This window comes from Streptomyces megasporus (genome assembly GCF_000718985.1).
GTDB classification, from domain to species: Bacteria; Actinomycetota; Actinomycetes; order Streptomycetales; family Streptomycetaceae; genus Streptomyces; species Streptomyces megasporus.
Genome location: NZ_JODL01000002.1, coordinates 233,724 through 256,304, shown reverse-complemented (window position 1 = coordinate 256,304; position 22,581 = coordinate 233,724). Strand labels below are relative to the sequence as shown.

General features: G+C 73.0%; 24 protein-coding genes. 14 read left to right on the top strand and 10 right to left on the bottom strand.

All coding sequences use genetic code 11. The features are described from left to right. Positions 1-54: 54 nt before the first annotated feature. Positions 55-1,038: a DeoR/GlpR family DNA-binding transcription regulator gene (locus IF47_RS0102970; RefSeq protein ID WP_031506368.1), complete on the bottom strand. Its 984-nt coding sequence runs from the start codon at positions 1,036-1,038 to the stop codon at positions 55-57. Positions 1,039-1,195: 157 nt separating this feature from the next. Further along, positions 1,196-2,644, bottom strand: coding sequence for an NAD(P)H-quinone dehydrogenase (locus IF47_RS0102965; RefSeq protein ID WP_031506367.1), 1,449 nt, complete (start codon positions 2,642-2,644; stop codon positions 1,196-1,198). A gap of 96 nt (positions 2,645-2,740) precedes the next feature. Here IF47_RS0102965 and IF47_RS0102960 point away from each other — a divergent pair, with 96 nt between their 5' ends. The 3 genes from IF47_RS0102960 (at position 2,741) to IF47_RS0102950 (ending at position 5,953) form a co-directional block, all read left to right on the top strand. Then, positions 2,741-3,178: a gamma-glutamylcyclotransferase family protein gene (locus tag IF47_RS0102960; RefSeq protein ID WP_031506366.1), complete on the top strand. Its 438-nt coding sequence runs from the start codon at positions 2,741-2,743 to the stop codon at positions 3,176-3,178. A 90-nt stretch (positions 3,179-3,268) separates the two neighbouring features. Then, positions 3,269-4,090, top strand: coding sequence for a purine-nucleoside phosphorylase (locus tag IF47_RS0102955; protein ID WP_031506365.1), 822 nt, complete (start codon positions 3,269-3,271; stop codon positions 4,088-4,090). A 180-nt stretch (positions 4,091-4,270) separates the two neighbouring features. Then, positions 4,271-5,953: a phospho-sugar mutase gene (locus tag IF47_RS0102950; protein ID WP_031506364.1), complete on the top strand. Its 1,683-nt coding sequence runs from the start codon at positions 4,271-4,273 to the stop codon at positions 5,951-5,953. A 47-nt stretch (positions 5,954-6,000) separates the two neighbouring features. On the opposite strand, the gene IF47_RS0102945 is transcribed toward IF47_RS0102950, so the two are convergent. Further along, positions 6,001-6,597 carry a PH domain-containing protein gene (locus tag IF47_RS0102945; protein WP_031506363.1) on the bottom strand — a complete coding sequence of 199 codons (597 nt, stop codon included), beginning with the start codon at positions 6,595-6,597 and terminating at the stop codon, positions 6,001-6,003. A 113-nt stretch (positions 6,598-6,710) separates the two neighbouring features. On the opposite strand from IF47_RS0102945, the gene deoC reads away from it, so the two are divergent. The 3 genes from deoC to IF47_RS0102930 are packed head-to-tail and all read left to right on the top strand — an operon-like array spanning position 6,711 to position 10,055. Beyond that, on the top strand, positions 6,711-7,718 hold the full coding sequence (deoC, locus tag IF47_RS0102940; protein WP_031506362.1) for a deoxyribose-phosphate aldolase: 1,008 nt from the start codon (positions 6,711-6,713) through the stop codon (positions 7,716-7,718). Between the two features lie 5 nt (positions 7,719-7,723). Further along, a complete protein-coding gene (locus IF47_RS0102935) occupies positions 7,724-9,160 on the top strand; it encodes an aldehyde dehydrogenase family protein (RefSeq protein ID WP_031506361.1) in 1,437 nt (478 codons plus the stop codon). Next, the gene (locus tag IF47_RS0102930) at positions 9,153-10,055 is read left to right on the top strand and encodes an aldehyde dehydrogenase family protein (protein WP_078591513.1); all 903 of its coding nucleotides are present in this window, start codon (positions 9,153-9,155) and stop codon (positions 10,053-10,055) included. Before IF47_RS0102935 ends, IF47_RS0102930 begins: the two co-directional genes overlap by 8 nt. A gap of 95 nt (positions 10,056-10,150) precedes the next feature. On the opposite strand, the gene IF47_RS0102925 is transcribed toward IF47_RS0102930, so the two are convergent. Continuing rightward, complete coding sequence (locus IF47_RS0102925; protein WP_245640974.1) at positions 10,151-10,591, bottom strand: hypothetical protein; 441 nt, start codon at positions 10,589-10,591, stop codon at positions 10,151-10,153. A gap of 117 nt (positions 10,592-10,708) precedes the next feature. Between IF47_RS0102925 and IF47_RS0102920 the strand changes: the two genes are divergently transcribed. Then, on the top strand, positions 10,709-11,359 hold the full coding sequence (locus tag IF47_RS0102920; RefSeq protein ID WP_031506358.1) for an ATP-binding protein: 651 nt from the start codon (positions 10,709-10,711) through the stop codon (positions 11,357-11,359). A gap of 107 nt (positions 11,360-11,466) precedes the next feature. Here IF47_RS0102920 and IF47_RS0102915 read toward each other — a convergent pair whose 3' ends face one another. Next, the gene (locus tag IF47_RS0102915) at positions 11,467-12,225 is read right to left on the bottom strand and encodes a SigE family RNA polymerase sigma factor (RefSeq protein ID WP_031506357.1); all 759 of its coding nucleotides are present in this window, start codon (positions 12,223-12,225) and stop codon (positions 11,467-11,469) included. 194 nt (positions 12,226-12,419) lie between these two features. On the opposite strand from IF47_RS0102915, the gene afsQ1 reads away from it, so the two are divergent. From afsQ1 to IF47_RS0102890, 5 genes are all read left to right on the top strand, one after another. Further along, positions 12,420-13,097: a two-component system response regulator AfsQ1 gene (gene afsQ1 / locus IF47_RS0102910; RefSeq protein ID WP_031506356.1), complete on the top strand. Its 678-nt coding sequence runs from the start codon at positions 12,420-12,422 to the stop codon at positions 13,095-13,097. Positions 13,098-13,206: 109 nt separating this feature from the next. After that, positions 13,207-14,745 (top strand): sensor histidine kinase, encoded by a 1,539-nt coding sequence (locus IF47_RS0102905; RefSeq protein ID WP_078591544.1) that lies wholly within the window; start codon positions 13,207-13,209, stop codon positions 14,743-14,745. Further along, entirely contained in the window at positions 14,742-15,374 is a 633-nt protein-coding gene (locus tag IF47_RS0102900) for a hypothetical protein (RefSeq protein ID WP_051716878.1), read from the top strand. Before IF47_RS0102905 ends, IF47_RS0102900 begins: the two co-directional genes overlap by 4 nt. A 67-nt stretch (positions 15,375-15,441) precedes the next feature. Further along, positions 15,442-15,993, top strand: a complete 552-nt coding sequence (locus IF47_RS0102895) for a VanZ family protein (RefSeq protein WP_031506353.1) — start codon at positions 15,442-15,444, stop codon at positions 15,991-15,993. An 86-nt stretch (positions 15,994-16,079) separates the two neighbouring features. After that, the gene (locus IF47_RS0102890) at positions 16,080-16,283 is read left to right on the top strand and encodes a PspC domain-containing protein (protein WP_031506352.1); all 204 of its coding nucleotides are present in this window, start codon (positions 16,080-16,082) and stop codon (positions 16,281-16,283) included. Positions 16,284-16,383: 100 nt separating this feature from the next. Here IF47_RS0102890 and IF47_RS27400 read toward each other — a convergent pair whose 3' ends face one another. Next, positions 16,384-16,815 (bottom strand): hypothetical protein, encoded by a 432-nt coding sequence (locus IF47_RS27400; protein ID WP_037731798.1) that lies wholly within the window; start codon positions 16,813-16,815, stop codon positions 16,384-16,386. 154 nt (positions 16,816-16,969) lie between these two features. Next, on the bottom strand, positions 16,970-18,109 hold the full coding sequence (locus IF47_RS0102880; RefSeq protein WP_031506350.1) for an adenosine deaminase: 1,140 nt from the start codon (positions 18,107-18,109) through the stop codon (positions 16,970-16,972). A gap of 151 nt (positions 18,110-18,260) precedes the next feature. On the opposite strand from IF47_RS0102880, the gene IF47_RS0102875 reads away from it, so the two are divergent. Further along, positions 18,261-19,016 carry an alpha/beta hydrolase gene (locus IF47_RS0102875; protein ID WP_078591512.1) on the top strand — a complete coding sequence of 252 codons (756 nt, stop codon included), beginning with the start codon at positions 18,261-18,263 and terminating at the stop codon, positions 19,014-19,016. A gap of 8 nt (positions 19,017-19,024) precedes the next feature. On the opposite strand, the gene IF47_RS0102870 is transcribed toward IF47_RS0102875, so the two are convergent. Further along, positions 19,025-20,020, bottom strand: coding sequence for a LysR family transcriptional regulator (locus tag IF47_RS0102870; RefSeq protein WP_031506348.1), 996 nt, complete (start codon positions 20,018-20,020; stop codon positions 19,025-19,027). Positions 20,021-20,112: 92 nt separating this feature from the next. On the opposite strand from IF47_RS0102870, the gene IF47_RS0102865 reads away from it, so the two are divergent. Further along, positions 20,113-21,363: an MFS transporter gene (locus IF47_RS0102865; RefSeq protein ID WP_078591511.1), complete on the top strand. Its 1,251-nt coding sequence runs from the start codon at positions 20,113-20,115 to the stop codon at positions 21,361-21,363. A 30-nt stretch (positions 21,364-21,393) separates the two neighbouring features. Here the strand turns inward: IF47_RS0102865 and IF47_RS0102860 are convergent, their stop codons facing one another. Beyond that, a complete protein-coding gene (locus IF47_RS0102860) occupies positions 21,394-21,987 on the bottom strand; it encodes a Uma2 family endonuclease (RefSeq protein ID WP_031506346.1) in 594 nt (197 codons plus the stop codon). Positions 21,988-22,085: 98 nt separating this feature from the next. Next, positions 22,086-22,340, bottom strand: coding sequence for a hypothetical protein (locus IF47_RS0102855; RefSeq protein WP_245640972.1), 255 nt, complete (start codon positions 22,338-22,340; stop codon positions 22,086-22,088). Between the last annotated feature and the right edge of the window lie 241 nt (positions 22,341-22,581).

Below are 22,581 nucleotides of genomic sequence, written 5' to 3'. Positions count from 1 at the left end.
GGGACGGTCGTCCCGCCCCACGGGCGTGTTCCGGATACGTTCCCCGCGGCGCCGTCAGTGGCGGCGCGGGGCCAGATCCGCGATCCTGCCCGGCGGCTGCGCCTCGCCCGGCGCGGCCAGGGGCGCCGCGCGCAACTGCGCGCCGCCCCCGCCGCCGGGCTGGTGCCGTCCGCGCTGTCCCGGCAGCGGCACCTCCCGCCGGGACCGCCGCGGCGGGACGCCCGGACCCGCCGGCGGCGCGACCTCGCCGTCCTGACCGCCCGGGCCACCCGGACCGTGTGCCGTGCCGTGTCCCGCGCCGGCCACCGTGATCTGGACGCCCTGGTCCGCCAGGGCCCGGAGCTCCGCCGTCGCGCGCTCCTCGTGCGGCGGGGGCTCGTCGGTCACCAGCCGGGTGATGAGCTCCGGGGCCACCGTCTGGAACATCGTGTCGACACCCAGCTTGGTGTGGTCCGCGAGGACGACGACCTCCGTCGCGGCCTGGACCAGCGCCCGGTCCACGCTCGCCGAGAGCATGTTGGAGGTGGAGAGCCCGCGCTCGGCCGTCAGCCCGCTGCCGGACAGGAAGGCGCGCGAGACCCGCAGCCCCTGGAGGGACTGCTCGGCGCCGCTGCCGACCAGCGCGTAGTTGGAGCCGCGCAGCGTGCCGCCCGTCATCACCACTTCGACGCGGTTGGCGTGTGCCAACGCCTGTGCCACCAGCAGGGAGTTGGTGACCACCGTCAGGCCGGGGACGCGGGCGAGGCGCCGGGCCAGTTCCTGCGTGGTCGTCCCGGCCCCGACGACGATGGCCTCGCCCTCCTCGACGAGACCGGCGGCCACGTCGGCGATGGCCGTCTTCTCCGCGGTCGCCAGGTGGGCCTTCTGGGGGAAGCCCGACTCCCGCGTGAGGCCACCGGGCAGTACCGCGCCTCCGTGCCGGCGGTCGAGCAGTCCTTCGGCCTCCAGCGCCCGGACATCGCGCCGTACGGTCACTTCGGAGGTCTGGACGACGCGCGCCAGTTCCCGGAGCGAGACGGCTCCGTTGGCGCGCACCATTTCGAGGATCAATTGGCGACGTTCTGCAGCGAACACGAAACCGACAGTAACGCGGACGACCGTCTGCTTTCAGGTGTTTCCGCTGAATAGCGGAAGTTGTCCGTACGCGCGCCCCCGTCGTGGTATAAGCGACCGCTCCGGAGCGCCCGTGCGCCGGTCAGCCGCCCTCGGAGGTCTTCCGGGTGTGGAGCTGCCGCGCCACCTCGGCGATCGAACCCGACAGCGACGGGTAGACGGTGAAGGTGTTCGCGATCTGCTCGACCGTCAGGTTGTTGTCGACCGCTATCGAGATCGGGTGGATCAGTTCGCTGGCGCGCGGCGCCACGACCACGCCGCCGACCACGATGCCCGTGCCGGGGCGGCAGAACAGCTTCACGAAACCGTCCCGGATGCCCTGCATCTTGGCGCGCGCGTTGCGCAGCAGCGGCAGCTTGACGGCACGGGCGTCGATCCGGCCGCTGTCCACGTCGGCCTGCGAGTAGCCGACGGTGGCGATCTCCGGGTCGGTGAAGACGTTCGCCGAGACCGTCTTGAGGTTCAGCGGCGCCACCGTCTCGCCCAGGAAGTGGTACATGGCGATCCGGCCCTGCATGGCCGCGACCGAGGCGAGCGCGAAGACTCCCGTGCAGTCGCCGGCCGCGTAGATGCCCGGAGCGGTCGTCCGGGAGACCCGGTCGGTCCAGATGTGACCGGACTCCTTCAGTGTGACGCCGGCCTCCTCCAGGCCGATGCCGGCGGTGTTGGGCACCGCGCCGACCGCCATCAGGCAGTGGCTGCCGGTGATGACCCGACCGTCCGAGAGGGTGACCTCCACCCGGTCCCCGACGCGCTTGGCCGAGGCCGCCCGGGAGCGGGACATCACGTTCATGCCGCGGCGGCGGAAGACGTCCTCCAGCACGACCGCCGCGTCCGGGTCCTCGCCCGGCAGCACGCGGTCGCGCGAGGAGACGAGCGTCACCCGGGAGCCGAGCGCCTGGTAGGCGCCCGCGAACTCGGCGCCGGTGACGCCGGAGCCGACCACGATCAGCTCCTCGGGCTGCTCCTCCAGGTCGTACACCTGGGTCCAGTTCAGGATGCGCTCGCCGTCGGGCTTGGCGTCGGGGAGTTCGCGCGGCTTGCCGCCGGTGGCGATGAGCACGGCGTCGGCGGTCAGCCGCTCCTCGCTGCCGTCCGCCGCCCGGACCACGACCTGACGGGAGCCGTCCGCCGCCTGGTGCGGCTCCAGCCGGCCGCGCCCGCGCAGCACGCGGGCGCCGGCGCGGGTGACCGCAGCGGTGATGTCGTGCGACTGGGCGAGCGCGAGGCGCTTGACGCGCCGATTGACCTTGCCGAGGTCCACGCCCACGACGCGGGCGGGCCGGTCGGGGTCGGGGGAGCCGTCCTCGACGATGATGCCCAGCTCCTCGTAGGAGGAGTCGAAGTTCGTCATCACCTCGGCCGTGGCGATGAGCGTCTTGGAGGGGACGCAGTCGGTCAGCACCGAGGCCCCGCCCAGACCGTCGCAGTCGACGACGGTCACATCCGCTCCGAGCTGGGCGGCCACCAGTGCCGCCTCGTACCCGCCAGGCCCACCACCGATGATCACGATCCGAGTCACGTACCCCAGTCTCGCATGGGTCGTCCACGTGGTGGACACCACCCGCCGGGCCTGTGCGACCGTCTTCCCCCGGGGACGGACCCGGCTGACGCTACCCTTCGACGCATGTCGCTCTACGCCGCCTACGCCGGAAACCTCGACGCCCGGCTGATGTCCCGCCGCGCCCCGCACTCCCCGCTGCGCGGCACCGGGTGGCTCAGCGGGTGGCGGCTCACCTTCGGCGGCGAGCAGATGGGCTGGGACGGGGCGCTGGCGACCCTGGTGGAGGACCCGGTCTCGGCGGTCTTCGTCGCGCTCTACGACATCGCGCCCATGGACGAGGACGCCCTGGATCGCTGGGAGGGCGTCGGCATGGGCGTCTACCGCCGCCTGCGGGTGCGGGTGCACACCCTGGACGGCGACGAGACGGCGTGGTGCTACGTGCTGAACGGGTACGAGGGCGGGCTGCCCTCGGCCCGCTACCTGGGGGAGATCGCCGACGCCGCGGAGTCGGCGGGCGCGCCCCACGACTATGTGATGGAACTGCGCAAACGCCCCTGCTGACCGCCCGCCGGACGGCTCGGGTGTCCGGAAAGGAACGCTCCCACCCCACCCGTCTACGCGCGTAGGCGATGACCGGCTACCCTCATCCGCGTGAACGCATCTGTCACCACGGACTACTCAGGGGACCCGTACGCCGCCGCCGAGGCCGCCGCGGCCCGCCTGCGCGAGCTGACCGGCGCGCAGAGCCACGACGTCGCCCTGGTCATGGGGTCGGGCTGGGTGCCGGCCGCCGACGCGCTCGGCGAGCCGGACCACGAGTTCCCGGTCACCGACCTGCCCGGCTTCCCGCCCCCGGCCGTCGAGGGACACGCGGGGAAGATCCGCTCGCACCGCCTCGGCGACAAGCGCGCGCTGGTCTTCCTCGGCCGCACGCACCTGTACGAGGGCCGTGGTGTCGCGCCCGTCGCCCACGGAATCCGCTCGGCGATCGCCGCGGGCTGCAAGACCGTTGTGCTGACCAACGGCTGCGGCGGCCTGCGCCCGGGGATGCGCCCCGGTCAGCCGGTGCTCATCCGGGACCACATCAACCTGACCGGCGTCTCGCCGATCGTCGGCGCCAACTTCGTCGACCTGACCGACCTGTACTCGCCGCGGCTGCGCGCGCTGTGCCGGGAGGTGGACGCCTCCCTGGAGGAGGGCGTCTACGTCCAGCTCCCCGGCCCCCACTACGAGACGCCCGCCGAGATCGGCATGGTCCGGGCGATCGGCGGGGACCTGGTCGGCATGTCCACGGTCCTGGAGGCGATCGCCGCCCGCGAGGCGGGTGCGGAGGTGCTGGGCATCTCGCTGGTCACCAACCTGGCCGCGGGCATGACCGGGGAGCCCCTCAACCACGAGGAGGTGCTCCGGGCGGGCCGCGACTCGGCCGCCCGGATGGGCGCGCTTCTGGCCAAGGTCCTCGGGCGCATCTGACCCGGCGCGCCCCGGCGCCCCGCCTCCGCACGGACGGCGGATCGCCGGGCGGCATCCGGGAACGTCCCCGGGTACTCGTGGGGAGCGGACACCGCGCCCGCCCGGCGCGGGGAGCGGCAGCGAAGCACGGGCAGGCGTCCGGCGCGGCCCGTGAGGCGACACGTAGGAGCGGAGAGAACCGTGGCAACCGTGCACGAGGAACTGACCGCGCGGGCGCGGTCCTGGCTGGCCGAGGACCCCGACCCGGAGACCCGCGAGGAACTGACCCGGCTCGTGGAGGCCCGCGACCTCGACGAACTGGCCGCCCGTTTCTCCGGCACCCTCCAATTCGGCACCGCCGGGCTGCGCGGGGAGCTGGGCGCGGGACCGATGCGGATGAACCGCGTGGTGGTCATCCGGGCCGCCGCCGGGCTCGCGGCCCACCTCCGCAAGCACGGGCACCGCGACGGTCTGGTCGTCATCGGGTACGACGCCCGCCACAAGAGCGCCGACTTCGCGCGCGACACCGCCGCCGTGATGGTCGGCGCCGGGCTCCGGGCGGCCCTGCTGCCCCGGCCCCTGCCCACCCCGGTGCTGGCCTTCGCCATCCGCCGGCTGGGCGCCGTCGCGGGCGTCACCGTCACCGCGAGCCACAACCCGCCCCGCGACAACGGCTACAAGGTCTACCTGGGCGGGGGCTCCCAGATCGTGCCGCCCGCCGACGCCGAGATCGCCGACGAGATCGCCTCGATCGGTTCGCTCGCCGACGTGCCGCGCGCCGAGTCGGGCTGGGAGGTGCTGGGCGAGGAGATCGTCGAGGACTACCTGGACCGCGCGGTCTCCGTCCTCACCCCAGGCGCTCCCCGGAACGTGCGGGTCGTCCACACCGCCCTGCACGGGGTCGGCGGCGCCACGCTGGCCGCCGCCTTCGAACGCGGGGGCTTCCCCGCCCCCGTGCCCGTCGCCGAGCAGGCCGAGCCCGACCCCGACTTCCCGACCGTGGCCTTCCCCAACCCCGAGGAGCCCGGCGCGATGGACCTGGCCTTCGCCACGGCCCGCGCCCAGGGGCAGGGCGGCGTGGACCTGATCATCGCCAACGACCCCGACGCCGACCGCTGCGCCGTGGCGGTGCCCGACCCCGGCACCGACGCCGGCTGGCGCATGCTGCGCGGCGACGAGGTGGGGGCGCTGCTCGCCACCCACCTGGTGCACAAGCGGGCGCGGGGCACCTTCGCCACCACCGTCGTCTCGTCCTCCCTGCTGTCGAAGATCGCGGCCGAGGCGGGCCTGCCGTACGCCGAGACGCTGACCGGCTTCAAGTGGCTGGCCGGCGTGGACGGCCTGCGCTACGCCTACGAGGAGGCGCTGGGCTACTGCGTCGATCCCGAGGGCGTCCGGGACAAGGACGGCATCACGGCCGCGCTGCTCGTCGCCGAGCTGGCCGCGGAGCTGAAGGAGACCGGCCGCACCCTGACGGAACTGCTGGACGACACCGCGGCCCGCTACGGGCTCCACGCCACCGACCAGCTCTCGGTGCGGGTGGCGGACCTGTCGCTGATCGAGGCGGCCATGCGCCGGCTGCGCGCGACGCCGCCCGTCCTCCTGGCCGGCCTGACCGTGATCTCCACCGAGGACCTCAGCCGGGGCGACGGCTCCCTCCCGCCGACCGACGCGCTCCGCTACCGCCTGGCCGGCGACCCCCGGCAGGGGATCTCCGAGGCCCGGATCGTCGTCCGCCCCAGCGGCACGGAGCCGAAGCTGAAGTGCTACCTGGAGGTGGTCGTCCCCGTCGAGGACGCCTCGGACCTGTCCACGGCCCGCGCCACCGCGGACTGGGCCCTGGGCGCGCTCAGGGCGGACCTCGCCGCCGCGGCGGGCATCTGATCCGGCCCGCGCGTCCCGCGCCGCGCGCGGCGGCCCGAGAACACGTGTCAGCCCAGGAACAACAGGCAGAGCAGGGCGATCCCGCCGACCGCGACGGGGGCCAGGACCTCGTAGGCCCAGCGGACGGTCGGGGCGCCCTGCGCCGCCTCCGCGGAGGCGTGACGTTCGGCCAGTTCCCGGATCTCCTCCACCGCCCGGTCGGCCTGGGCCCGGACTCCCGCGTCCAGGGCCGGTCCGGCGGACGCGGTCGCCGGGCCGGCGCCCTTCCTGACGGCCTTCTTGCGCTGGCGCAGCGAGACCGGGATCGCCCACATCTGGTACTTCGCGCCGGCGGCGAAGACCTCGCTGGAGTACGTGGCCCGCACGTCCTCCACCGACGCCCACGGCAGGGTGATCGTGCGGAAGGGGTTGCGCACCCGCAGCCGCTCGCGGCCCGCGAACACCGCGGGGCGCAGGGAGAACGCGACGATCAGCGGCACGAGGAAGACCAGCCAGGCCACCGAGAGCCACCGGATACGGCCCTCGCCGTTGACGATCCCCTCGCCGGCCAGCAGCAGGACCAGCAACAGCAGCAGCGCGCCCCCCGCCATCCCCGATCCGGAGCGGTAGACGTGGTCGGCGTACTCGGGCTGCTCGCGCGTCATGCCCCCGATTCTGCCCGACGTTCCCCGCGGGGAGCCCGACCGGTCGTGGCCTCTCCGGCGGCGGGGAGGGGGTGACATGTCGCTACGCGCGTAGATATGCTCATCTGGTGACCATGCCTGCCACGTCTCCCACCACGACCGCCGCACCACCCCCCGCATCGCCCTCCGTGTTCGCGGACGCCACCGCGTCCGACACCGCGCTGCGGCGCTTCCTCCACGGCCTGCCCGGGGTCGACGCGGTCGGCCTCGAAGCCCGCGCCGCCACGCTCGGCACCCGCTCGATCAAGACCACGGCGAAGGCGTTCGCCATCGACCTCGCCATCTCCATGATCGACCTGACGACCCTGGAGGGCGCCGACACCCCGGGCAAGGTGCGGGCCCTGTGCGCCAAGGGCGTCGTCCCCGACCCCACCGACCGCACCGCCCCGAAGGTCGCCGCGATCTGCGTCTATCCGGACATGGTGGCCACCGCCCGACAGGCCCTGGACGCCGCCGGGGGCCGGGACGTCCACGTCGCCTCCGTCGCCACGGCCTTCCCCGCCGGTCGCGCCGCCCTGTCGGTCAAGCTCGCCGACACCCGCGACGCGGTGGCCGCCGGGGCCGACGAGATCGACATGGTGATCGACCGCGGCGCCTTCCTCTCCGGCCGCTACATGCAGGTCTTCGAGGAGATCCGGGCCGTGAAGGAGGCGTGCGCCCGCGAGGACGGCGAGGACGCCCACCTGAAGGTCATCTTCGAGAACGGCGAGCTGGCCACGTACGACAACGTCCGCCGCGCCTCCTGGCTGGCGATGCTCGCCGGGGCGGACTTCATCAAGACCTCCACCGGCAAGGTGGCGGTCAACGCCACGCCGGCGAACACGCTGGTGATGCTGGAGGCCGTGCGCGACTTCCGCGCCGCAGGCGGACGCCAGGTCGGCGTCAAGCCCGCGGGCGGCATCCGCACCGCCAAGGACGCGATCAAGTACCTGGTGCTGGTGAACGAGACCCTCGGCGACGACTGGCTGCACCCCGACTGGTTCCGCTTCGGCGCCTCCAGCCTCCTGGGCGATCTGCTGATGCAGCGCCAGAAGTTGACCACCGGGCGCTACTCCGGCCCCGACTACGTGACGGTGGACTGAATCCGATGAGCCCCATTTTCGAGTACGCACCCGCGCCCGAGTCCCGCGCGGTCGTGGACATCGCGCCCTCCTACGGCCTGTTCGTCGACGGCGAGTTCCGCGAGGCCGCCGACGGCAGGGTCTTCAAGACCGTCTCGCCGTCCACCGAGGAGGTCCTGGCCGAGGTCGCCCACGCGGGCGCCGAGGACGTGGACGCGGCCGTGGCCGCCGCCCGCCGCGCCTTCGGGCCCTGGTCGGCCCTGCCCGGCTCGGAACGCGCCAAGTACCTGTTCCGGATCGCCCGGATCATCCAGGAGCGCTCGCGCGAGCTGGCCGTCCTGGAGACCCTGGACAACGGCAAGCCGATCCGCGAGACCCGCGACGTGGACCTGCCGCTGGTCGCCGCGCACTTCTTCTACCACGCGGGCTGGGCCGACAAGCTCTCCCACGCCGGCTTCGGCCCCGACCCGCGCCCGCTGGGCGTGGCGGGTCAGGTCATCCCGTGGAACTTCCCGCTGCTGATGCTGGCCTGGAAGATCGCCCCGGCCCTGGCCTGCGGCAACACCGTCGTCCTCAAGCCCGCCGAGACGACCCCGCTGTCCGCCCTGTTCTTCGCGGACGTCTGCCGCCAGGCGGGACTGCCGAAGGGCGTGGTCAACATCCTCACCGGCGACGGATCCACCGGCGCCGCGCTGGTGGCCCACGACGGGATCGACAAGGTCGCCTTCACCGGCTCCACCGCCGTCGGGAAGCGGATCGCCCGCACGGTGGCGGGGACCGCCAAGCGGCTCACCCTGGAGCTGGGCGGCAAGGGCGCCAACATCGTCTTCGACGACGCGCCGATCGACCAGGCCGTCGAGGGCATCGTGAACGGCATCTACTTCAACCAGGGCCAGGTCTGCTGCGCGGGCTCCCGGCTGCTGGTCCAGGAGTCGGTCCACGACGAGCTGATGGAGGCGCTCAAGCGCCGGCTGGCGACCCTGCGGGTCGGCGACCCGCTGGACAAGAACACCGACATCGGCGCGATCAACTCCGCCGAGCAGCTCGCCCGCATCACCGAACTCGTCGACAGCGGCGAGGCCGAGGGCGCCGTCCGCTGGTCGCCCGCGTGCGAACTGCCCGAGCGGGGTTGGTGGTTCGCCCCGACGATCTTCACCAACGTCACCCAGGCCCACCGGATCGCCCGCGAGGAGATCTTCGGCCCCGTGTTGTCGGTGCTGACCTTCCGCACCCCGGACGAGGCCGTGGCCAAGGCCAACAACTCGCAGTACGGCCTGTCCGCGGGCGTGTGGACGGAGAAGGGCTCGCGCATCCTGGCGGTGGCCGACAAGCTCCGGGCCGGCGTCGTGTGGGCCAACACGTTCAACAAGTTCGACCCGACCTCGCCCTTCGGCGGCTACAAGGAGTCGGGCTTCGGTCGCGAGGGCGGCCGTCACGGTCTGGAGGCGTACCTCGATGTCTGAGATGTCCGGCAAGCCCGGCGCGCACACGCGGCTGAGCGTTCTCAAGACCTACAAGCTGTTCGTCGGGGGGAAGTTCCCCCGGTCCGAGAGCGGACGGGTGTACGAGGTGACCGACACACGCGGCAACTGGCTGGCGAACGCCCCGCTGGCCTCCCGCAAGGACGCCCGGGACGCGGTGGTCGCGGCCCGCAAGGCGTTCGGCGGCTGGTCGAGGGCGACGGCCTACAACCGCGGTCAGATCCTCTACCGGATCGCCGAGATGCTGGAGGGCCGCCGCGACCAGTTCGTCGCCGAGGTCGCCGCCGCCGAGGGGCTGTCGAAGGCGAAGGCCACCGCCCAGGTGGACGCGGCCGTGGACCGTTGGGTGTGGTACGCGGGCTGGTCCGACAAGGTCGCCCAGGTGGTGGGCGGCGCCAACCCCGTCGCGGGCCCGTACTTCAACCTCTCCACCCCCGAACCGACCGGCGTGGTCGCCGTGTTGGCGCCTCGGGAGCCGTCCTTCCTCGGACTGGTGTCGGTGCTCGCCCCGGTGATCGTCACCGGCAACACCGCCGTGGTGGCGGCGAGCGAGCGGGCGCCGCTGCCCGCGCTCTCCCTGGCCGAGGTGCTGGCCACCTCCGACCTGCCGGGCGGCGTGGTCAACCTCCTCTCCGGGAGGACGGCCGAGATCGCCGCGCCGCTCGCCGCCCACCAGGACGTCAACGCGATCGACCTGACGGGCGCGGACGCGGAGCTCGCCAAGGAGTTGGAGACGGCCGCCGCGGAGAACCTCAAGCGGGTGCTGCGCCCGTCGGCCGGGGACGCCGGGGGCGAGGACTGGTTCGCCGACCCCGGCACACGGCGGATGCTGGCGTTCCTGGAGACCAAGACCGTCTGGCACCCCATGGGCGTCTGACGCCCCCTCGGGCGCGCCCTCGCCACCCCGTCGCGCCCCGTCGCGCCACGGCGTCCGCCGAACCCGGTGGGCGCCGCGGCGCGATGGGTCGTCCGTCAACCGGGCAGCAGCCCCGTCGCCGAGCCCACGACGGGCAGGGTGCGCAGCGTGCCGCCGTCGGCGAACGGCTCCGTGAGCGGCTCGGTGGTCAGGGGCTTGAAGTCGGCGACCTGGGTGCCCACCACGTTGCTCAACGGGTCGACCGGCGTGCCGGCCAGCGGGTGGATCCGCTGGTCCTTGGCCGGACGCAGCGCGCCGGCCGTCGCGGCCCCCGTCGCGGTCGTCGCGCCCTCCAGCGCCTTCGCCGCGTCCGGTGAGCCGCCGGTCACCAGGAGGTCGGACGTGGACGGGGCCGCGACCGCCCCCGCGGCTCCCGACATCACCGCGGCCCCTGCCGCGGAGACGGCCAGTCCGACCCGCAACAGGGCGCGGGGGATGCCGTTCCCGGCCGTACGCGCCTGCCGCTTCCGTGCGTGACGGCGGTGCTGAGCGGTCATGGGACACCTACCAGGAGAGTCGAAGTGCGTAACCGTACGGTGACGCAGCGTATATGAAGCCGCCGTCACATGCACACGCGCACAACTCCCCTCGGGGATCACGGACAATGGTCTCCCGTGACCTCCGCCGACACCGCTCGCGTGATCCTGCTGACCGGACCATCGGGTTCCGGCAAGACCTCGCTCGCCGCCCGCACGGGGCTGCCCGTCCTGCGCCTGGACGACTTCTACAAGGAGGCCGGCGACCCGTCACTGCCCCGGTCGCCCGGCGGTGGTCCGGTGGACTGGGACGACCCCGCCTCCTGGGACGCCGAGGCCGCGGTGGCGGCGATCACGGCCCTGTGCGAGCGCGGCCGTACGACCGTGCCGGTGTACGACATCTCCGTGAGCGCGCGCGTCGGCGAGGGCACGCTGGACCTGCGCGGCGCGCGCCTGTTCGTCGCCGAGGGGATCTTCGCCGCCGAGATCGCCCGGCGCTGCCGCGCCTCGGGGCTGCTGGCCGACGCGCTGTGCCTGCGCGGGCATCCCCTCACCACCTTCCGGCGGCGGCTGGTCCGTGACGTGCGCGAGGGCCGCAAGTCGCTGCCCGTCCTGGTGCGCCGCGGTTGGGCCCTGATGCGCCGGGAGGGCTCGATCGTCGCGCGCCATGTCTCCCTGGGCGCCCACGCCTGCGGCCACGACGAGGCCATGGCCCGGATCGCGGCGCTCGGCGCGTCCGCGCCGGCGCGGGTGCCGGCCCCGCGCGGGAAGTCGACCGCGCACGCGTGAGGGAGCGGGTCCGATCGACCCTCCCGGCCGATCGGACCCGCTCCCGTACCCCCCCCGTATCCCCCTGTTTCCCCCGTTCTCTCCCCCACCCTCGGGCCCGGCCGCCGTCAGGCGACCAGTTCGCCGAAGCTCTCCTCCAGGTCGCGGCCGAGGCTGAGCGCCTCGTCGTCGCGCAACCGGCGCAGGGAGCGCCAGATGCTGCTCTTGACCGTGCCGACGCTGATGTTCAGGATGTCGGCGATCTCCGGGTCGGTACGGCCCTCGTAGTAGCGCAGGACCAGCATGGTGCGCTGGAGTTCGGGCAGTCGCGCCAGCGCCTGCCACAGGACCGCGCGCAGTTCGGTGCCGCGCATCGCGTCGTTCTCGCCCGCCGACTCGGGCAGTTCCTCGGTCGGGTACTCGTTGAGCTTGCGACGACGCCAGGCGCTGATGTGCAGGTTCGTCATGGTGCGGCGGAGGTATCCGCCGACGGCCGCCTTGTCGCTGATCCGGTCCCAGGCGCGGTAGGTGGAGAACAGCGCGCTCTGGAGCAGGTCCTCGGCCTCGTGACGGTCTCCCGTCAGGTGGTAGGCGGTGGCGTACAGGGAGGCGCGGCGCTCGCGGACGTAGGCGGTGAACTCGGCCTCCGACCCGCTCTGGCGCCGCTCCCCCGGTGCCTCCCCGTACGCGTCCTCCCCCCGTCGGCCGACTCCCTCGGCCGACTTCTCCACGGCGGCGATGTGCGCCGGCCGCTGACGTCCGGTGCCACGGACGCACCCCCGACCCCCCGTGACACCGGACTTCTCGGCGCCTCGATCGGGAACCACAGGGGCGTGCAGACGCGTGTGGATAACTGCGCTGGTGATGTTGCGGTGCAGTGTGTTCATCTCGCGCCCCCCTCGTGGAGCCGGACCGTGCGCTTGCTTCGTGCCGACTACATTGCCGCCGCAGTTTCATGGCGGGGTCCGCCGTCTGTCACAGGGGTGTCACAGGGGCCGGAGAGGGCGTGACCCGACCGAGGTGCGGGTTCCGTGTACATGCCAGTCGAACTCCGTGTGGGTGATGCGCCAGAATGGCGCATGTGCCTTTCCTGTTGCTGATCGAGGACGACGAAGCCGTCCGTACGGCCCTGGAGATGGGTCTGACCCGGCAGGGTCACCGCGTGGTGACCGCCGCCTCGGGTGAGGACGGTCTCAAGCTGCTGCGCGAACAACGGCCGGACCTGATCGTGCTGGACGTCATGCTGCCCGGCATCGACGGCTTCGAGGTGTGCCGTCGCATCCGGCGCACCGACCAACTGCCGATCATCCTGCTGACCGCGCGCAGCGACGACATCGACGTCGTGGTCGGCCTGGAGTCGGGCGCGGACGACTACGTCGTCAAGCCCGTGCAGGTCCGGGTGCTGGACGCCCGCATCCGCGCGGTGATGCGGCGCGGCGAGCGCGAGGCGAACGACTCGGCGACCTTCGGCTCGCTGGTCATCGACCGCTCGGCCATGACCGTGACCAAGAACGGCAGGGACCTCCAACTGACCCCGACCGAGCTGCGGCTGCTGCTGGAACTCAGCCGCCGCCCCGGACAGGCGCTGTCGCGGCAGCAACTGCTGCGGCTGGTGTGGGAGCACGACTACCTCGGCGACTCCCGTCTGGTCGACGCGTGCGTCCAGCGGCTGCGCGCGAAGGTCGAGGACGTCCCCTCCTCCCCGACGCTGATCCGCACGGTGCGGGGGGTCGGCTACCGACTGGATCCCCCGGCGTGAGGCGGCCCCGCGGGTCCGCCTCACGCCCGGCACCGATATCCACGCCCGCGCCCGGCGGGTGGCGAGGCTCACCAGGAGAGGCACCGTGAGCGCGTTCCCCGGCAGGGTCATGGAGGCGCTGCGGCTGACGAGTCTGCGCATGCGGCTCGTGGTCGTCTTCGCGCTGGTCGCGCTGATCGCCGCGACGGCCGCCTCCGGCATCGCCTACTGGCTCAACCGCGACGCCGTCCTCACCCGGACCCAGGACGCCGCGCTCGACGACTTCCACGAATCGCTGGGCGACCACGCCGGTTCCCTGGCCAAGCGGCCGACCTGCGACGCGCTGCGCGGCGCGGCCGACGCCATGGCCACCACCACCCAGCGCTACGAGGTGGTCCTGACCGACCCGCAGGGCGGGAGCCCGGCCTGCGACGCCGTGTCCGACCCCGACTTCACCCTGGCCGACGTGCCCCGGGAGCTGCGCGCCGCGGTGAACGAGAAGCGCCCGGTCGACGCCTCCAACCCGGCGCCGTACCACCTGTACTGGCAGCGGATCACGCTGCGGGGCGAGCCGTACCTGGTGGCCGGCGCGACCGTGATCGGCGGCGGACCGACGGGCTACATGTTCAAGTCGCTGGCGCCCGAGCGGGACGACCTCAACTCCCTGGCCTGGTCGCTGGGGATCGCCACCGCGCTGGCGCTGATCGGCTCCGCCCTGCTGGCGCAGGCCGCCGCCACGACGGTGCTGCGGCCCGTGCAGCGCCTGGGGGACGCGGCGCGGCGGCTGGGCGAGGGGAAGCTGGACACCCGGCTGCAGGTGTCGGGGACCGACGAACTCGCCGAGCTCTCCCGGACGTTCAACGGCGCCGCCGAGGCGTTGGAGAAACGGGTGGCGGAGCTGAGCGCCCGCGAGGAGTCCAGCCGCCGCTTCGTGGCGGACATGTCCCACGAACTGCGCACCCCGCTGACCGCGATCACCGCGGTGACGGAGGTGCTGGAGGACGAGGTCGACTCGCTCGACCCCATGATCGCGCCCGCCGTCAGACTGGTGGTCGGCGAGACCCGACGGCTGAACGACCTCGTGGAGAACCTGATGGAGGTCACCCGCTTCGACGCGGGCACGGCCAAGCTGGTCCTGGACGACGTCGACGTCGCCGACCAGGTGACGGCCTGCATCGACGCCCGCGCGTGGCTGGACGCGGTCGAACTCGACGCCGACCGGGGCATCATGGCGCGGCTCGACCCGCGACGGCTGGACGTGATCCTGGCCAACCTGATCGGCAACGCGCTCAAGCACGGCGGCTCCCCGGTGCGGGTGTCGGTGCGCACCGGCAAGACGGCCACCGGCGAGGACGAGCTGACGATCCGGGTCGCCGACCGCGGTCCGGGGGTCCCCGAGGAGGTGCTGCCGCACGTCTTCGACCGCTTCTACAAGGCGAGCGCGTCCCGGCCCCGCTCGGAGGGCAGCGGACTCGGGCTGTCGATCGCCCTGGAGAACGCGCACATCCACGGGGGCGAGATCACCGCGGAGAACGCGCCCGAGGGCGGCGCGGTCTTCACCCTGCGGCTGCCGCGCGGCGCGAGCCGGCTCGCGCCGGACCGGGACGGTGACGACGGCGGGACCGACGTCGACGCGGACACCGGCACCGACGAGGAGAGCGAACGATGATCACCGCGCGCCGTACCGTCCGCACGGTCGCCGCCTCCCTCACCGTTCTCGCCGCGCTCGCGCTCGGCGGGTGCGGCATCCGCCCGACGCCCGTGCCGGTGGACGCCGGCTCGGCGCCGTCCCGGGTGTCGTGCACGCCACCGCGCCTCGGCGGGGAACGACCGTCCGGGGACGAGACCGTCCGGACGTCCGTCTTCCTCGTCTGCAGCGGCGAGGTGATCGCGGTGGAGCGCGCCGTGCCGTCGCCCGGGAGGAAGGGCGGGGCCACGAGGCTGGAGACGGCCCGCGCCCTGCTGGACGAGTTGCGCAAGCCCCCCTCCCGGGCCGAGGACGAGGCCGGCTTCGGCAGTTCCGTCCCCGAGGACCTGGAGGTCCGCGGGCCGGCCGAGGGGGACCCCGACGAGGCACTGCGGCTGAGCCAGGAGCCCGACGGGCTGCCGCCCTTCGCGCTGGCCCAGATCGTCTGCACGTTCGCGGGCACGGACGCCGCCGGCCGGGAGGACTCGGTGGTGCTCGCCGGCCCGGCCGGGGACGGCGCCGACGGGCGGCCGATGGAGTACTCGTGCACCCGCGCGCTGCGCGGCGGACCCGAGGCGACGAAGCCGACGGGCTCCCCGGTTCCGGGGTGATCCGGCACACTCGGATGCCACGTCACCGCGCGGAACCGCGTTCCGCGCCGCGCGCGTCTTCGTCCCCGTGCAGCATCGACACCGCGGCGGCTCCGCCGTCCACCGCATCCGCACAGCGGGCCTCGTTCTCCTCTGCTGCCATCTGCTGTTCGTCGGCTGGCTGACACTGCGACCGCTGTCCGTGCCCTGGGTCGCCCCCGCGAACCTGCGTCCCTTCGCCTCGATCCACGCCGATCTGGCGAGCGGACCCCGGGCCGCGCTGGAGGGCATAGGCGGTGATCTGGCGCTGCTCGCCCCGCTGGGGGTGCTGCTGCCGATGGTGGTGGCCCGCCCCACGTCGCGCCTGGGCTCGTGGGCCCGCACCGTCTTCGCCTCGGCGATGATCTCGCTCGGCATCGAGCTGACGCAGCCCGCCGTGCCGGGACAGGTCGCGGACGTGGACGCGCTGCTGCTCAACACCACCGGGGTGGCCCTGGTGCACCTGCTGTGCTTTCCCGCGCTGCGCGCCCGGCTGCGGGCCGCGGAGAACGCGGACGCCCCCGACGCCCGGGTCCGTCGCCCCGACGGCGAGGATCAGGGGGCGACCCCGAGGACTCCCAGGGTCGGAATCGCCCCTTAGACCGACGTTTTCGCCCGGATGGCTCATCTACGGTGGATTCGTCGCCATCGAACGGTGGCGTTCCGGGCAGAGCGAAGGAGTCTCCCATGGCCGCACTTGTCCGTCCCAGTGACGACCGGATGATCGGTGGCGTGTGCGCCGGGCTGGCCCGCCGCTTCGGCGTCTCCGCGAACACGATGCGAGTGATCTTCCTGGTCTCCTGCCTGCTGCCGGGGCCGCAGTTCCTGCTCTACATCGTGCTGTGGGTGCTGCTGCCCGACGAGCGGAAGACGCGGCACGCCGGGCTGTGACAGACGTACGACGGGCCGCACACCGGGCGTGTCCGGTGTGCGGCCCGTCGCGCCTCCCGACGGAAGAGGCGGGAGGACGGCCGTAGGAGGGAGCGGGTGCTCAGCCCAGGAGATCCCCGGTGCTCAGGGAGCCCGTGAGCTCGCCGGTCGGCAGGTTGACCATCGTCGGCTTCTTCGCGCCGCCGAGCGGCAGACCGCCGAGCAACTGCCGCAGCGGGTCCTTCTGCTCGGCGGGCGCGGGCAGCGTCCGCGCCTGCTCACCGTCAGGAGCGGGCAGCGTCCGCGCCTGCTCACCGCCGGGTGCGGGCAGCGTCCGCGCCTGTTCGCCACCGGGTGCCGGAAGCGTCCGCGCCTGTTCGCCGCCGGGCGCCGGAAGCGTCCGGGCGGCCTCCTCCACGGGCAGGGGCTTCAGCAGGCCACCGGTGGTCTTGTCCAGACCCAGGGTGTCCGCGGCGGCGGTGCCGGCACCGACGGCGGCGAAGGCGACACCGAGCACGGCGACACCGAGTGTTCTCATCGTTCGCTGGATCATCAGCTTTTACGTCCTCGTGTGGGTGGCTTGAGCGGCTTCGCGAACGTAGCCAGGGCGTCACGCTGTTCGCAAACACCCCGAAACGGTCGAGTGTCGCGGACCGGGCCGCCCCCGCTCCCCCGCCCACCACCTCGACGGAGAACGAAACGGCTGGTCACAGCCCCTTTCCGGAGGCCTCCTGGAACAGCCACTCGGACTTCAACTCGGCGTAGCCGGGCTTGATCACGTCATTGATCATGGCCAGACGTTCATCGAAAGGAAGGAAGGCCGACTTCATCCCGTTGACGGTGAACCACTGAAGGTCGTCGAGGGTGTAGCCGAACGTCTCCACCAGGTGCTCGAACTCGCGGCTCATGCTGGTGCCGCTCATCAGCCGGTTGTCGGTGTTGACCGTGACCCGGAAGCGCAGCTTCCGCAGCAGCCCGATGGGGTGCTCCGCGTACGAGGGGGCCGCGCCGGTCTGGAGGTTGGAGGTGGGGCACATCTCCAACGGGACGCGCTTGTCCCGCACGTACGCCGCGAGCCGGCCGAGTTCGACGGCACCGTCCTTCCCGATGTGGATGTCGTCGATGATGCGCACCCCGTGGCCGAGCCGGTCGGCGCCGCACCACTGGAGGGCCTGCCAGATCGACGGCAGCCCGAACGCCTCGCCGGCGTGGATGGTGAAGTGGTTGTTCTCCCGCTTGAGGTACTCGAAGGCGTCCAGGTGCCGGGTGGGCGGGTACCCCGCCTCGGCGCCCGCGATGTCGAACCCCACGACGCCCAGGTCACGGTAGCGGTTGGCGAGTTCGGCGATCTCCAGGGAGCGGGCGGCGTGCCGCATCGCGGTGAGCAGGGCGCCGACACGGATGCGGTGCCCGGCCTCGCGCGCCCGGCGCTCGCCCAGTCGGAAGCCCTCGTTGACGGCCTCGACGACCTCTTCGAGACTCAGCCCCCGCTCCAGGTGCTGCTCGGGGGCGTACCGCACCTCCGCGTAGACCACGCCGTCGGCCGCCAGGTCCTCGGCGCACTCGGCGGCGACCCGCACCAGGGCGTCGCGGGTCTGCATCACCGCGCAGGTGTGGGAGAAGGTCTCCAGGTAGCGCTCCAGGGAGCCGGAGTCGGCGGCCTCCCGGAACCAGACGCCCAGCGCCTCGGGGTCCGTCTCCGGCAGACCGTCGTAGCCGGTCTCACGGGCGAGCTCGACGACGGTGGCCGGACGGAGTCCGCCGTCGAGGTGGTCGTGCAGCAGCACCTTGGGGGCGCGGCGGATCTGGTCCGCGGTGGGGACGGTGGTGACAGTCTCGCTCGTCATTGCGGCACTCTAGCGCCTACGCGCGTAGATATCACCCCGGGACCCACCGGCGCCCCGGAGAGCGCCCAAGCCCGGCCCGCCACGCCCTTCGATATCCAATGGTGACCGCGCGACACCGCCGGTACACCCGGGCTTCTGCCATGGTTCTGCCGTGACTCGACAGGCGTTGCCGCGACGGGATGCGCGGTTGGGGCGGGCGTTCGGTGCGGACCGGTCGGCGCAGGGAGTGGTCCTCCTGCTGCCCGGAGGACGGGCGGTGAGCACCCGCCGCCGCTCCTCCAGAGCCGCGGCGGCCGTGCTGCCGCTGGCACGGCGACTGGCACGGACGGGGGCCGGCGCGGAGCTGGCCACGCACGTCGTCCACTACCGCTACCGCGGTTGGAACGGCGAGGACGCCCACCCGGTGGAGGACGTGGAGTGGGCGCTGGAACAGGTCGTGGAACTCTACGGCGACATACCGGTGTGCCTGGCCGGCTGGGACATGGGAGCCCGCGCCGCGCTGCGGGCCGCGGGCCACCCGGCCGTGGTCTCCGTGCTGGCACTGGCCCCCTGGCTGCCGGATCACCGCGAGGCGGGCGAACCGGAGCCGGTGCGCCAACTGGCCGGACGGAAGGTGCTGTTGGTGCACGGCACGGACGACGAGCACACCGATCCCGACCTGTCGTACCGCCTGGCCGCGCGGGCCAAGAAGACCAACCCGGACGTCTGCCGGTTCGAGGTCCACACCGACGGCCACGCCCTGCGACAGCACCGCGGTGAAGTGCTCGCCCTGGCCGAGAACTTCGTCCTCGGCACGCTGTGCGACCACGACTTCGCCCGCCCGGTGGTCGACGCGCTGGCGGCCCCGCCGCCGCTGGGCCTGCGGATGCCGCTGGCCGCGGGTTTCGGCCGCTCCCTGCGGCACTGATCCGCCGGTCACGCCAGGAGCCGGCCCCGGCGGCTCAGCAGGAACGTCCGGAAGGCCGTCACGGGCGGGGTCTCCGGGCGACCCTCCACCCAGGCCACCCCGATCTCCCGCACCGCACGCGGCTCGGTGACCGTCAACTCCCGCACCCCCGGCCGGGGCACGGCCGGGGGCGGCAGCAGGGCCACGCCCAGTCCGGCCGCCACCAGACCGCGCAGCGTCTCGGCCTCCTCGCCCTCGAAGGCGATCCTCGGCCGGAACCCCGCCTCGGCGCAGAGCGCGTCGAAGATGCGGCGCATCCCATAGCCGGGCTCCAGCGTGATGAACGGCTCCTCGGCCGCCTCCACCAGCCGCACCCGGCGCCGCCGCGCGAGCGGATGCTCCTCGGGAACCACCAGCCGCAGCCGCTGCTCGTCCAACCGGCGCGCGGCCAGGTCCGGGGCGTCGGGCACCGGGGAGGTCAGGCACAGGTCGAGGTCCCCGGCGCGCAGCCGCTCGATCATCGCCTCGCCGTACGTCTGGATCAGGGAGAAGCGCACCCGCGGATGGTCGACGCGGAAGGAGCGGATCAGCTCGGGGACGGTCTCGGAACCCAGGGTGTGCAGGAAGCCGAACGCGACCTTCCCCGTGGTCGGGTCGGCGTCGGCGCGCACGGCCTCGGCCGCCTGTTCCACGGAGGTCAGGGCGCGCTCCACGGACGTCAGGAACGTCAGGCCCGCCGGGGTGAGGGAGACCGTCCGCCCCCGCCGGGTGAACAGGTCCACCCCGAGGTCGTTCTCCAGCCGGGCGATCGCGCGGCTGAGCGTGGACTGCGGCACGCCCAACTCCGCCGCGGCGCGCGTGACGTGCTCGTGGCGGGCGACGGCCACGAACTGGGCCAGCCTCGGGGTGAGCGTGGCCGCCCAGGACTCGGGAGCGATGTCGGGCCCGGAGTCGGCGCCTCGGGCCGCACGGCGGGCCGCGTCCGATGTAACCGAGATGTCTTTTCTGTTGCCGACCGGTGACATGGCACCCTCCCACCTCGGCTTATGCGTCCATGGATCACCTTCCGCACTTCCGTGCATTGGACGCATGAAACCCTTGATCGTACCTTCGAGGCATGCCTTCTGTCGATACCGGGGCACCCGCTCGCCCGGGTGCCTTCTCCGATCGTTCCGTACCGTCGAACCGCCGCATCAGCCTGGCCCTCTTCGCCGTGGGCCTGGCCACCTTCAGCCTGCTGTACGCCACCCAGCCCCTGCTGCCCGCCCTCACCGCCGACCTCGGCGTGACGCCGGGCCGGGCGAGCTGGACCGTCTCCGCCGCCACCATCGGACTCGCGGTGGCCGTGCTGCCGCTCTCCGCGCTCTCCGAGCGCTTCGGGCGGCGCACGGTGATGACCTGCTCCCTGGCGGTCGCGGTGGCCGTGGCGCTGGTGCTGCCCTTCGCGCCGAACATCGAGATCCTGATCGCGCTGCGCGCCCTCCAGGGCGCCGCGATCGCCGGTATCCCCGCGTCCGCGATGGCGTACCTGGCGGACGAACTGCCGCCCCGGGCGCTGGTGGGGGCCGTCGGCCTGTTCGTGGCGGGCAACAGCGTCGGCGGGATGTCCGGCCGTGTCCTGACCGGCTGGGCGGCCGAGGGCTGGGGCTGGCGCGCCGGCCTGGCGTCGGTGGCCGTGGTGGCGCTGCTCTGCGCGGTCGTCTACCGGCTGCTGATCCCGAGGGCCCGCAACTTCACCCCGGCCTCGATCCGGCCCACCGCGGTGCTGCGCGTCGTCCGCGGCCACCTCTCCGACGGGCTGCTGGTGCGGCTGTACTCGCTCGGCCTGCTCTTCATGGTCGTCTTCGGCGCGGTCTACACCGTGATCGGCTACCGGCTGGTGGAGGAGCCCTTCGGGCTCTCTCAGGGATTGGTCGGCTCCATCTTCGTGATCTACCTGGTCGGCACGGTCTCCTCGGCCGCCGCCGGACGTCTGGTGGAGCGGATGGGCCGGCGTGGCGCGCTCTACCTGGCGATCGGCACCACCTCCACGGGCCTGCTGGTGAGCCTGGGCGAGACCCTGACGGCCGTCCTGATAGGCCTGGTGCTGATCACGGCGGGCTTCTTCGCGGGCCACGCGGTGGCGTCCAGCTCGGTGAGCCGCACCGCCAAGGAGGGCAAGGCCCAGGCTTCCGCGCTGTACCAGATGGCGTACTACCTGGGCAGCTCGCTGGGCGCCCCGCTGGGCGCGATCGCCTACCACGCGGCGGGCTGGAGCGCGACGGTCGCCTTCACACTGGGCGCGCTGGTCCTGGCGGCCGGCGTCACGCTCTACGCCACACGCCGCGCACTGACCCAGCGGCGCCTGGAGGCGGCGCGGAGCTGCTGAACTCCGCCGTCACGGGGGCTTCCCACCGACTCAGTCGACGGGGAAGACCCCCGTGTCGACGGCGAGGTCGAAGGGCTCGGGAAGATGGATGGTGTCCCCGAACTTCCCGGCGTGCAGCACCCGGTAGACGTCCCCCTTGGGCTCCCCGTACAGCGTCACCGTCGGGCCGCCCGGCGCCCAGCGATCGACCAACAGGTACAGCGGCACTCCGGCCCGGGCGTAGCCGGCGGCCTTGCTGATCCGGTCGTGCCGCGCGTTGGACGGCGAGGTGATCTCCACGACGAGCTCCGCCTCCCCGGCCGGTACCGCATGGTCGCCGGCCGCCTCGATCGCGGCCTCCGGCATCACCAGCAGGTCGGGGACGTAGATGCCGCTACGGAAAGGAACCGAGACGCCCTGGGTCTGGTAGACGTACCAGTCCTCCGGAAGTGCCCTGTCCAACAGCCGCTGCAACCTGGCGGCAATGACGTTGTGGTCACCGGCGGGCGGTGGTGACACGGTGATGACTCCATCGATGATCTCCACCTTGCAGCCCTCGGGCCAGTCCGTCTCCTCCCAGAGCCGGACCAGGTCGTCCCAGCCGTAGGCGTGCCCCGGCCCCGGATCGACGGTGAGTGCGCTCATGGCGGTCTCCTCTTATCGGTGCGTCACCGATCCCAGCATGCCGAACACCACCGACACGGGTCCACCGACCTCGTTCACCCGAACGAGGGGCGCACACATCACGCGGTGACAACCCGGTCCGGTCCGGCGAGCCAGACGATCCGGGCCGTGACGCCCTCGGCCCGCCCGAACCACCACGTGGCCCGCTCGGGCGAACCGAGGACGAACCGTGAAACCCCGTCGGCGCTGCTCACCTGCGTCCGTCCGTCCTCGTACACCACGCCCCACGCGGCGACGCACCCGTCCGGCTCCCCCTCGCCCGCGTCCCACACCTGCACCACGGCGAACTGCCGTGGCGCGAGATCGACGACCAACGCGCGCAACCTCTCCTCAAAACCCGCGAACCTCACGGCCTCTGGCCCGCCATGCGGCTCGGGGCCACTGTTCTGCGCGGATACGGTGTTCACGGAACCTCCGGGAAAAGATGTGGACTTGACACAGGACGAACCACCGAGGCGCCGTATCGATCGGTGGCATTGCCACCCTGTCGCCGTGGCCGGACAGGGCGGTGCGCTTCCGATGACCAGCGCAGCCGGTTGGAGCGGCTGCGCAACA